The organism is Pseudoalteromonas agarivorans (assembly GCF_024518735.1).
Classification (GTDB): Bacteria; Pseudomonadota; Gammaproteobacteria; order Enterobacterales; family Alteromonadaceae; genus Pseudoalteromonas; species Pseudoalteromonas atlantica.
In genome coordinates this window covers 1-11,556 of sequence record NZ_JANIGJ010000008.1, presented here as the reverse complement: position 1 = coordinate 11,556, position 11,556 = coordinate 1, and the positions used below count along the sequence as shown (strand labels likewise).

General features: G+C 42.2%; 9 protein-coding genes. 3 read left to right on the top strand and 6 right to left on the bottom strand.

The genetic code is table 11. From position 1 onward, the window contains the following. Positions 1–39: 39 nt before the first annotated feature. The 5 genes from NQT65_RS14545 to NQT65_RS14525 all read right to left on the bottom strand — a co-directional run bounded on the left by NQT65_RS14545 (position 40) and on the right by NQT65_RS14525 (position 3,506). Complete coding sequence (locus tag NQT65_RS14545) at positions 40–720, bottom strand: flagellar hook assembly protein FlgD (RefSeq protein WP_004588017.1); 681 nt, start codon at positions 718–720, stop codon at positions 40–42. 13 nt (positions 721–733) lie between these two features. Further along, a complete protein-coding gene (flgC, locus tag NQT65_RS14540) occupies positions 734–1,165 on the bottom strand; it encodes a flagellar basal body rod protein FlgC (protein WP_004588016.1) in 432 nt (143 codons plus the stop codon). A 5-nt stretch (positions 1,166–1,170) separates the two neighbouring features. Then, positions 1,171–1,578, bottom strand: a complete 408-nt coding sequence (flgB, locus tag NQT65_RS14535) for a flagellar basal body rod protein FlgB (protein WP_004588015.1) — start codon at positions 1,576–1,578, stop codon at positions 1,171–1,173. Between the two features lie 143 nt (positions 1,579–1,721). After that, the gene (locus NQT65_RS14530; RefSeq protein ID WP_004588014.1) at positions 1,722–2,552 is read right to left on the bottom strand and encodes a CheR family methyltransferase; all 831 of its coding nucleotides are present in this window, start codon (positions 2,550–2,552) and stop codon (positions 1,722–1,724) included. A 21-nt stretch (positions 2,553–2,573) separates the two neighbouring features. Beyond that, a complete protein-coding gene (locus NQT65_RS14525) occupies positions 2,574–3,506 on the bottom strand; it encodes a chemotaxis protein CheV (RefSeq protein WP_004588013.1) in 933 nt (310 codons plus the stop codon). 140 nt (positions 3,507–3,646) lie between these two features. On the opposite strand from NQT65_RS14525, the gene flgA reads away from it, so the two are divergent. The 3 genes from flgA (at position 3,647) to flgN (ending at position 5,178) form a co-directional block, all read left to right on the top strand. After that, the gene (gene flgA, locus NQT65_RS14520) at positions 3,647–4,354 is read left to right on the top strand and encodes a flagellar basal body P-ring formation chaperone FlgA (RefSeq protein ID WP_054982971.1); all 708 of its coding nucleotides are present in this window, start codon (positions 3,647–3,649) and stop codon (positions 4,352–4,354) included. Between the two features lie 76 nt (positions 4,355–4,430). After that, the gene (gene flgM, locus NQT65_RS14515) at positions 4,431–4,754 is read left to right on the top strand and encodes a flagellar biosynthesis anti-sigma factor FlgM (RefSeq protein ID WP_004588011.1); all 324 of its coding nucleotides are present in this window, start codon (positions 4,431–4,433) and stop codon (positions 4,752–4,754) included. Continuing rightward, complete coding sequence (flgN, locus tag NQT65_RS14510) at positions 4,747–5,178, top strand: flagellar protein FlgN (RefSeq protein WP_126007883.1); 432 nt, start codon at positions 4,747–4,749, stop codon at positions 5,176–5,178. Before flgM ends, flgN begins: the two co-directional genes overlap by 8 nt. Before the next feature lie 157 nt (positions 5,179–5,335). Here flgN and NQT65_RS14505 read toward each other — a convergent pair. Beyond that, positions 5,336–11,556, bottom strand: a 6,221-nt coding sequence (locus tag NQT65_RS14505) for an Ig-like domain-containing protein (RefSeq protein ID WP_256851441.1), incomplete at its 5' end; no start/stop codon positions are given.

Sequence of the window (11,556 nt, the reverse complement as noted above, 5' to 3'; positions counted from 1 at the left end):
TCTAATAGCCTGCTAGCAGGCGAAATACTTTTTAATTGGTTATGCGATCTCTGCGACATCAGTCAACCTAACCGCACCCTCTTTAGTGTTAATAATAATGCCACTAGAGCCATTGATATTAACGCTTTCAATGTTTTTGAATGTTGCCACCGGTAAGCTTGAAAACTCGCCGTTGGTACTGCCCTCTGCAGTAATGGTGTATTCACCCTCTGGTAGGCGCTCACCGGATTCATTATTACCATCCCAGCTAAAGCGCACTGCACCCGCTGCTTGCGAACCCATATCGATAGTTCGAACCAGTTGCCCAGAAGCATCTGTGACTTTAATTGTTAAATTATCAACGGCTTCTTCAGCAACCGCAGACCCTTTTGCCTCTCCGCTTTCGCCAAGCTCAAGCGTATTAGATTCTAAAAGCGCTTGCTTACCAACCAGCGTTGATGCTTGTAAGGCAGAGTTTGAGGTCATTGACGAGGCAAGTGACTCAAAATTTGTGTTTAAATCTGTGATGCCTTGCGCCATGGTAAAATTAGTCATTTGCGCAATCATCTGATCGTTATCAGCCGGATTACTCGGATCTTGATACGATAGCTGCTGAGTTAGCAACGAGAAAAAATCTTCCTGCGTTAATGCATCGCTCTCTTCAGTGGTTGTCGCTACTTGGGTCTCTTGCCAAGTTATAGAGTCCAAAAAAGATGAACTAGTACTAATATCGTTACTCATAACCTACCCTCGGTTATCGCTGCCCAAGTAACAGCGTTTTGCTTAACATTTGCTTAGCTGCATCGGCAACTTGCACGTTTGTTTGATAAGAGCGAGAAGCAGAGATCATATTTGCCATCTCCTCAACAACATTAACGTTGGGTTTATAGATATAGCCATTTTCATCCGCACTTGGGTGATTAGGGTTATATTCAATTTGTAGTGGTTTGTTACTCTCAACAATTCCCAGCACTTTAACACCAACAGCGGAGCCCTGAGGGTTGCTGGCTGAGGCAGACGCTTTTGTCAGCTCGGCAGCAAATACAGGTTGGCGTGCTCGGTAAGTTTTGTCTTGGGATGAACTAATTGTATTAGCATTCGAAATATTACTCGCGGTGGTATTTAAGCGAACATTTTGCGCACTCATACCACTGCCTGAAATATCAAAAACGTTATATAAACTCATAATTATTATCCTTGACTACCGAGCGCTTTATTCAGGCCCTTAAATTTACTACTTAAAAATTGCAGGCTTGCCTGATACTCCATCGCATTCTGTGTATACAAGTTTCGTTCCACCTGTATGTCAACTGAGTTACCATCGCCTGTATCTCCTTGATTTGGATTGCGAAATAATTCAGAACCACCTACACTTCGAGTACCGCCAGCAATGTGTTTTTCATTGGTAGTAACCATGCTATTGCCGCTTTGCTGAGTTGACCTTGCCGCTTTTAATGCTGAGGCAAAGTCGATATCTTTTGCTTTATAGCCAGGCGTATCAGCATTCGCTATATTTGTGGCAAGTACTTCTGCCCGCTGTGAGCGGATCAACATTGCATGCGGGTGCACACCTAATGCTTTATCAAAACTGATAGCCATAACGTTCTCCAAAAAATTGACTTGCTTAAGTTAAAGCAATTTATAAGCCAGTAGTTTTTAGTTACGTTATTTTTTTATAGAGGGTTGTTATTAAATAAAAAAACGACGCTAAGAACGTCGTTTTTAATAACAAAGTGATAGGATTATTTTTTTTGGTAGATGATTCCAGGGTTACAACGAACCATATCAAACTCGTTACTTAAGCCCGTCATCGACTCCGACGCACCTAAAAATAAATACCCTTTTGGGTTTAGTGCTTGGGCAAACTGACCAATTATTTTTGCTTTAACCTCTGGTGAAAAATATATAAGGACATTGCGGCAAAAAATAATATCAAACTTCCCCATTAAGGCGTAAGAATCAAGCAAGTTTAAATGTCTAAAGCTCACCTGTTTTCTAACTGAGTCGACAACTTTTGCCATGCCGTTGCCGCTATCCATAAAGTACTTTTTACGGCGCTCTGCTGATAGGCCTCGCGCTAATGCCAACGCATCATATTCAGCGTTTTTACACATATCGAGCATTGTGTTAGAAATATCAGTACCAATAATTTGTGCCCCCATACGCAACACGCCCGGTTGCTTGGCCTGAAACTCAGCAACTGACATGGCAATAGAGTATGGTTCTTGGCCTGAAGAGCTGGCCGCTGACCAAATTTTTAATGGTCGGCGGGCGTCTTTAAACTCTGGAAACAATTTATTTTTTAAAAGCTCAAATGGATATTGATCCCTAAACCACAAGGTTTCATTAGTGGTCATGGCATCAACTACAGCGGCTCTAAGTTGCCGCTCATGAGGGCCAAGCGTTTTACTCACTAATTGTGATAAAGATTCAACATTAAAACGAGCCATAAGCGGCGCAAGCCTACTTTTTACTAAATACTGCTTGTTTTCGCCTAGCACAATACCACATTGCTGCTCTAAAAATGAGCGAAACTGATCGTAGTCACTTTGCTGCAAATCTTTATTATTCAAATTAATAACACCTATTGTTGTTTAGTCGCAATGAACCCATTTTTTAACTGCTGTTGCCAATTCATCAGGGTTAAATTTTGCTATAAAATCATCCGCGCCTACTTTTTCGATCATCGCCTGATTAAACACCCCACTCAAAGAAGTGTGTAAAATAACATGTAGAGGCGCTAATTTTGGATCTGCTTTAATTTCTGCTGTTAATGTATAGCCGTCCATTTCAGGCATTTCAACATCAGAGATAAGTAAACCTACACGCTCAGTTATATCATTTTTACAATCAAGCTCGGCTATTTCTTTAAGCCTAACTAAAGCCTCTTTACCATTTTTTGCAAGCTCAGTTTGCACGCCAAGTGGCTCAAGTGCTCTTTTTACTTGGTTACGTGCAACAGCTGAATCGTCGGCAATAAATACAATGCGCTCGCCTAAATCTTTTTGTATTGCACTATCGGCAGCAAGGTCGGCACTAACCTCGGTATTTACTGGACAAATTTCGTTTAAGATTTTTTCTACATCGAGAATTTCGACCAATTCGTTTTCAATCTCGGTAACGGCAGTTAAGTAAGAGTAACGCCCTGCTCCTGACGGAGGTGGCATTATTTTTTCCCAGTTCATGTTAACAATTCGCTCAACGCCGCCAACTAAAAAGCCCTGCACTGAACGATTGTATTCTGCAATTATTATGAAGCTGTCTTTAACATTTTCAATAGGTCGGCCGCCTACGGCCATTGATAAGTCGATAACTGAAATAGTTTGACCACGAATATGCGCCACACCCCGAATGTATGCATTTGATTTAGGCATACTCGTTAAAGGAGGACATTGCAGTACTTCTCTTACTTTAAATACATTGATCCCAAAACGCTGACGCCCTCTGAGCTTAAATAATAGTAATTCTAGGCGGTTCTGCCCAACCAACTGGGTGCGTTGGTTTACTGAGTCTAAAATGCCTGCCATTCAAATCTCCTAAAGAAAACAAATAATGCGGAACGATAATTGCTTTCTGTTTATAAAGCTACATAACATCGCGGGAGCGTCTACTTTTTGACGCAAAATATTTATACCCTGTTTGAAACCATAAGCATAGTCGAAACATTATGAGTTTGTTAAAAAAAGTCAGAAGATACAGTGTTTTTTATTTTCTTGCTAGCCTCTGCTTAGCAACACCTTTGCATGCAAAAGTGTTTAGTAAAGATTTATTACAAGAAATAGCAATTTCTCATATTGCAGAGCAAGTTACCGTGCCACTTGAAAAAAATGTGGAGATTACCGCCCTTGCCCTCGATAGCCGCATTCCTGATAGAGTATGCGAAAACGAGCCAGAATTAGTCGTGCCAAATGAGCCGCCATTTACACGCCAGGTGACTGTACAAATAAAATGTAACGATGCGCAAAGCTGGACTCAATATGTCCATGTAAGAATAGTTAAAATGGCGCCCGTTGTGGTTGCCACGGCAAATCTAGCCCGTGGTGAAGTTATTACTAAGTCTCATTTAAGCGTACAAATGAAGCCTTCGCAGTTTGTTAGGGTACAATATTTAGATAACCCTTTAATGCTTATTGGCAGCCGCAGTAAGCGAAATATAAGAAGCGGTATGCCGGTTTTGCTTAACCAAATTTGTATGGTTTGCAAAGGCGACGCTGTTAATATTTATGCGAGTATTAAAGGACTTAGAATAAAAACTACGGGGATAGCACTTGAAGATGGCACCCTTGGTGAGCAAGTACAGATCAAGAATAAAAAATCCGGTAAAATTTTGAATGCACGTGTAGATGGTGTAGAGTCTGTGCAAGTAAATATTTAATTTCGATTTATACTAAAGTATCCTATGTATATGCCGATAACTTGGCATAAGTTGGGTAATATACAGGTTTATTATTATGGTTAATCAAGTTAATGGCAGTAATCAACAAGCTAATGCGCTTACAAACGCTAAACAGCAACAAGTTGATATTAAAAAAGATAACGCTGCAAGTACACAAACAACACAGACTCCTTCGCCTAAAGCGGCGAGTGATTCAGTGAGCCTGACGCCGCAAGCACAGCAGTTAAAAACACTGCAAGATAAAGCACAGCAATCATCTGGCTTTGATAGTGAAAAGGTCGCTGAGCTTAAAAAAGCGATTACCGAAGGTAAATACCAAATTGATGCTGAAAAGCTGACTAAAAACTTAGCTGATTTTGAGTTTAACGTATATGGCTGATCACAATAGTTTAATTAGCGTTAAATTAAATGAACAAGTTAAATGCTTGGATTCATTATATGCGTTATTAAACGAAGAGCTTAGTATTATTGCCTCTCGCAGAGGTGAAGGTTTAAAAGAACTTGCCCAACAAAAAATGTCTTTTTTAACTAAGCTTACGCAGCTCGATAAAGAGTTGAATAAACTTTTTGCTGCAAATGATGAAAATGCCCCTGACGTAACTGAACGAGTAGCGCAAGTTAAAGCGCAGTTAGCGCAGTGCCAAAAACAAAATAAAGTAAACTCACATGCTGCCCGCCAAGCACACTTAAGTGTAAAACAATTAAAAGATATTTTAATTGGCGCCCCAACCAGTATGACTTACGACCAAGGCGGTAGTGTAGTTAATACCGACAGCAAGCTGGTTCGTAACCTAAAAGCTTAACTGCTTTTATCTATCCTAATTTATTAAAAAAGCCCTTATTGAAGTCTCAATAAGGGCTTTTTTAGGTTTACTACTTAGCACAAAATAATAACCACACTTTTGATTAAGTGAGTTTTAGAAACCCACTTCAGTTATTTAACTGAAGTGGGTTACTGATTTAAATATCTGTTTGATTATTACCATTTTCAATTAAGTGTTTAATCATTTCCTCTGATTGATTTTGAACATCAACTGCTGGCGCAGCTTCATCGGTACTTCCGCCACTTTGTGCTGGGCTATAAGCAATTGCAGAGCCTTCATCGTCAATCAAAGTATTAAGAGCAACGAGTTGCTCGGTGTCTTCGTCAATAATTACATCATTGATATTAAGGGGCTCTGTAGAGCTCATTGACACCGTTTGCTCTGTACTCGATAAAGCACTTACATTACTTAAATTAACCGTTTCTCCTAAAGCATCGCTGGTTACTGCTTCATTTGGCATAGTAGCGCCTAATGCTGCTTCTTCGCTAAACGGCTCAGCGGCTCCTTCTAAGCCAAATGTTGTATCGGTGGCACTTGCACTGCTTCCTGCGCTAGCAAGTTGTGGGTCGTTTCCTTGGTCAATAATATTGTCATTAATATCCTTAATTAAATAATTACCGGCTTCATCAACTGTGATAAAGCGATAATCAGACCAAGAACCTAAATCAAGAACTGATAATAATGAACTCCAATTTCCATTCTCATCAGGTTGAATTTCCATAGCGCTTTCTAGCACATTTAAGTTTAGGTTTAACACCTCAAGGCCAAGTAAGTTTGCTCCTACAACATATACACTATTTCCTTCTTCTACTGTGCCTTCTGCAGTTAAACCTATTCCTAGTAAGCCCCAGTAATAGTTAGACACTTCGAAGTCTACCGGCGTTGAGTCAATCACTAACCCAGATAAGCTTCCACTTGAAGTAACATTTCCAGATTCATCAGTAGCGGTAGCCGTTACAGTGTATGCCCCATCGAGTAAAGCGTTGTCTGGTGATACGCTCCATACACCTGTCTCACCCGCTGTTGTATCCTTGGTTACAACAGTACCGCTTTCATCTATAAAGCTTACGGTAATATCTTCATTTGCTCCTGCGGTACCGGTGATCTTAGGTGTGCTATCGGCTGTTAATTCTAAACCAGAGTTAATTACTATGCCTGAATCAACTATGCTGCTTATTGATTGCTCGCCAATATTACCTGCGTTATCAAGTACGCTTACATCAACGCTGTAATTCCCTTCACTAAGAGGCTGCGAAGCTGTAACACTCCACGACCCATCTGTGTTTACTGTTGTTGAAACATTGTGTGTTTCACCTAGTGCGTCAGTAAACATCACCATAACTGCAGCTCCAGCAAAACTTCCGGTTACCGAGCCTGTAATAGTCGGTGTGGTATCTTGGCCTACTGCAATAGGGTCTATAAATACAATAGGTGCTGTGTAATCAGTACTTGAAACCATGGTATCGCTTGATGAGTTTCCTGCAGCATCACTCACTGTTGCAGTAGCACTAAAACTGCCTTCACTAAGCGGCGTAACAGCTGTGACTGACCAAGTTCCGTTACCTGCCACTTGCGCAGTTAATGTTTGCGAATCACTATTAGCATCAGTAAGTACTACGCTTATGGTTGTACCTGCCGGAGCATCACTTGTACCTGAGATGGTTGGCAGTGAGTTATTCGTAACTGCAAGTTCATTAATTTCAATTGTAGGCGGAGTTAAGTCAACTATGCCATTAAGACTTGTAGAGCTTGTAAGGTTTAAGTTTTCGACTGTTGCATCAACCGTAAATGCACCTTCAGCTAATGGAGTGGTCGGTATTAATGTCCATACACCAGCAATAGCTTGAGTGTTATAGGTTGTTGCATTACCACTGCTATCTGTAATAACCACTTCTACATTACCGTTTATTACATCGGTAGTACCACTAATAGTAGGGGTTGTATCGCTTGTATCTATTATTGGGTTAATTAATAGACTCGGTAAAGTGGTGCTCACAACGCCCGTTTGCGTCACCGTTGCTATATTGCCTGCGTTATCAATACTAATAGCCTCGACGGTTAAATCGCCCTCAGCAAGTAAAGGTGCAACAACAAGCCACGTGCCATCTCCTAATACTGTTGTAGTAACTTCATAAAGTGTGTTTGTGGAGTCGGTAATATTAACCGTGATTAAGCTACCGGTTTCTTCGTCACTGGTGCCAGTAATCGTAGGCGTTAATGTATTAAGTACACCAAAGGCGTCTATTTCTAACGATGGCGGTATGGTATCAATCGTCACTTGCTCAGTAGCAGACTGGCCTACATTACCCGCAGCATCAGTAATACTAGCGAATACACTATATATACCATCAGGTAGGCTAGTGGTTACTAATGACCACGTGCCATCGCTACCAACAAGGGCATCAAATACTGTTGCGTTGCCGTTACTATCTATCACAGTTACATCAATGTCTGTGCCTTGAGCTTCTTCAGAAGTACCAGAAATAGTTAGAATGTCAGTATTGCTGATGCTCAACGGTAAAATATCTACCACAGGCACTAACGTATCAACAACAAACTCGAGCGTTTGTGTTACTACATTGCCAGCATCATCAGTAATACTCACGTTGGCGACATGCTGCCCTTCAGTCAGCGCATCAACTTCCAATGAAAATAGCCCTGCTGCATTCACTGTTGTTGTTAGTACTGAGCCTCCGTCCAGCTGAATCTCTACCACTCCATTAATTAAATCACTGGTCCCTTGAATAATTGGAGTAGAATCTGACGTTGTACCAATCACTTGCAAATTAAGTGTTGGTGAGATGGTATCTACTACACTGCTTAGCAGCTGTGTAGCTGTGATCCCGACTTCACTTAATACATTCACAGTTACAGTAAACACGCCCTCAGCAAGTGATTGAGGAACCTGTACAAGCCATGAATTATCTGCCTGCACTATTGCAACCAAATCTTGTGCTATGTTATCGCTATCTACCACTCTCACTAGCACTTCGGTGCCTGGGGCTTGGTCGGTCGTACCGCTAATTACTGGTAAATCACCCTCGCCAGCTACAAAGTCAACTACCGCATTAAGTAACGGCGTTGAAGCATCTACATCTGCCGTCGTAATAGTGGTGGTGTTACCCGCTTCATCAGTTGCAGAGGCTTCAACAACTGATAAGCCAATGATATTAACCGCTAGACCTAATAACACCCAGTCACCATTGGCATCAGTAGTTACATCGTAAGTTAAGTTAGCCAAATCACCTGCTAATTCTAAATTAACGGTAACTGTTTTACCTTCACCTAAATCGGAAGTACCAGATAAAGATACTAGCTGCCCTAATACGAACGAAGGCACAATAGTAAGCTCTGGCCCTACTGTATCTACTTCGCCACCTGTTTTACTATCAACAGAGGTATTTCCTGCGCTATCAGTAATCGTTGCCGAAACACTGTAAACCCCCTCTGCTAATACGTTGTCTGCAGCGGCTTGCCAGTCTCCATTAGCATCCGTTTGTACGGTAATTTGATGCGATGCGCCAGCTGAGTCAGTAAACGTAACGAAAACGTTTGTATTTGGCTCGTTTGATGTGCCACTAATTAATGGCGTGCTGTCTTGGGTAAGTATTAATGAACTTTGATCAATACTAATTTCTGGCGCAATTGTATCAATATTTGCGTTAGTGATATTGCTGCCTGTATTTCCGGCATTATCAGTAATAAACACTTCTACTGAATATGCCCCTTGCGAAAGGCTATTGCTTGCCTCTACTGACCAAGTTCCACCGGCTTGCACCGTTGTATTGACTGTATGCGCATTACCTTGGAAGTCGGTAAATACCACAGCAACCACATCTCCTACGGCTGCACCTGTTACACTGCCAGAAACGCTAGGTGTTAAATCTGTACTACCTACAATATCGTTAATGCTAACCACTGGTGCGGTTATATCAACCACACCGGTAGTGCTAGTATTTACAGGGTTCCCCGCGGTATCACTTGTTGATGCAGTAACAGTATATGTGCCTTCGCTAAGCGATAAAGGAGCTGCAACTGACCATGTGCCATTTGCACCGACTGTGGCATTAACTGTTTGCTCTACACCTAAGCTATCTGTAATCAAAATAGCGACTATGGCGCCTTGTGGGGCTGTACTTGTACCTGAAATTGTAGGCGTTGTATCATTACTCGTTAGTAGCGGTGTAATATTCAATTCTGGGGCTGTTAAATCTATCAGCCCTGTATCTGTTGCACTGCTGGTTAAGCCACCTTCAGTCACATTAGCTGAAACAGTAAACGTGCCCTCAGGAAGGATATTTGTCGCATCTACACTCCATGTATTATCAGTTACAGTTGTTGTAACCGTGTGCGAGACATTATTAACATCGGTAATAGTAACCGTAATTAACGTACCATTTGCAGCACTACTCGACCCAGAAAGCGTAGGTGTTTGATCGTTTGTATCAACAATGGTGTTTATATTAATGGTAGGTGCATTAGTATTAAGCGTAGCAGTAGCATTTGCTTCACTACTGTTACCTGCAGTATCAGTAATGATTGCTGAAACTGTCACTTGTCCATCAGTTAATGGCGTGGTTACATCAACACTCCAGGCCCCGCCTGCCCCCACAGTCGTTGTGTAAGTATCAATGCTATCACCATCAGTAATTGTGACATTAATTGTAGTACCTTCAACCTCATTAGATGTACCTGAAATAGTAGGCGTGCTGCTATTAATTGTACCTAATGCGTCAATGGTAATGGTTGGTGCTTGAGTATCAACAAGCCCTGTTCCAGTCGCTGAACCTGTATTATTAGCATCGTCGGTAATACTAACAACAACACTATAATTTCCTTCAGGTAAATTAGGCGCTGTTGTTTGCCAATTACCATTTGCATCTACCGTAGCAGCTAACGTATGCGTATCACCATTACTATCTGTAATAACAATATCTACATTTGTGCCAGTAGGTTCACCAGATGTACCACTAATAACTGGCGTATCTGTGTTAAATACGGTTATGTCGTCCAATGCGACTATTGGTATCTGAGTATCAATTGTTAAGTCGATTGTTGTGTTAGTGATATTATTGGCGTCGTCAGCAACATTAATTTGCGCCGTATAGTTACCATCGGTAAGTGCAGTTGGTACCTCTACCTGCCAATTTCCATCAGCATCTACTACCGCAAAAAAGGTTTGGCCATCAATGCTAATTATTACATCAGCACCTATAGCATCACTAGTGCCTGATAGGGTTGGCGTTGTATCTGCTGTAGTGTCGATAGGATTAACGCTAAGAGTAGGTGCTATGCTGTCTATTTCACCTTGTGCTTGCTCAGTGGTTAAATTACCAACATCGTCTCTTACCTCTGCGGTAACAGTGTACTGCCCTTGTGCTAACTCGGTTGGCACTTCAACAGACCAACTTCCATTAGCTTGAACTATGGCCGTAAACTGCTGGCTTTGACCTGCACTATCTACAACGGTTAGTTCTACCTCGGTTCCTTGAACCATATCAGTAACACCAGAGATCACAGGCGTTGCATCATTCGATAATGCATCTACAGTAACGGTAAGCGCAGGTGCTTCATTATCAAAATTAAGTGAGTTGACGCTCGCAACATTGCCGGCAGCATCACTTGCAGTTGCAGTAACATACGCAAGACTAAGCAAAGGTACTGTTATGTTGGCAAGTCCCCATGTGCCATCAGCATTCGTGGTAGCAGTGTACGTTGCGCCCACTAAACCACCGACTAAATACTCGGTAATTGTGATCACTGACCCTTCTGGTAAATCAGAATCCCCTGAAAGAGAGACTAAATTCCCCAACAAGAACGAAGGAATGATCTCTAAAGTCGGTGGAGTTACATCCACTTCGCCCGTATCACTGCCTGTGCCGGTGTTGCCTGCTGCATCGGTAATGCTGGCACTCACACTGTAACTCCCTTCGGCTAAGTCGCTGGTTGGTGTCGCACTCCAATTGCCGTTGACATCGGTTTGTACATCAATAGTTTGTACGGCATTGGCTGCATCGGTAAAGGTTAGCGTGACGGTGCTGTTGGGTGCATCACTGGTGCCCGTTACAGTTGGCATGCTGTCGTTGGTGAGCGCTGGTGCATCTACACTCACACTTGGTGCGGTGGTATCGATGTTACCGGTGCCGGTGATATCAGTGCTGTTACCTGCATCATCGCTAATGCTGGCCTCAATGCTGTACGGTCCTTCTGCAAGTGCCGTCGGTACTTCTACTGAGAAATTGCCGCTCGCATCCACGGTGGTGGTAAAGGTTTGCTCGGCCCCTAAATCATCGATAACCGTAAAGGTGATCACGGTGCCTTCAACCGCATCACTGGTGCCGCTTAGGGTCGGTGTGA

Coding starts and splice junctions, on each gene's coding strand:
- NQT65_RS14545 (WP_004588017.1), bottom strand. CDS start 720: ATGAGTAACGATATTAGTACTAGTTCATCTTTTTTGGACTCTATAACT.
- flgC (WP_004588016.1), bottom strand. CDS start 1,165: ATGAGTTTATATAACGTTTTTGATATTTCAGGCAGTGGTATGAGTGCG.
- flgB (WP_004588015.1), bottom strand. CDS start 1,578: ATGGCTATCAGTTTTGATAAAGCATTAGGTGTGCACCCGCATGCAATG.
- NQT65_RS14525 (WP_004588013.1), bottom strand. CDS start 3,506: ATGGCAGGCATTTTAGACTCAGTAAACCAACGCACCCAGTTGGTTGGG.
- flgA (WP_054982971.1), top strand. CDS start 3,647: ATGAGTTTGTTAAAAAAAGTCAGAAGATACAGTGTTTTTTATTTTCTT.
- flgM (WP_004588011.1), top strand. CDS start 4,431: ATGGTTAATCAAGTTAATGGCAGTAATCAACAAGCTAATGCGCTTACA.
- flgN (WP_126007883.1), top strand. CDS start 4,747: ATGGCTGATCACAATAGTTTAATTAGCGTTAAATTAAATGAACAAGTT.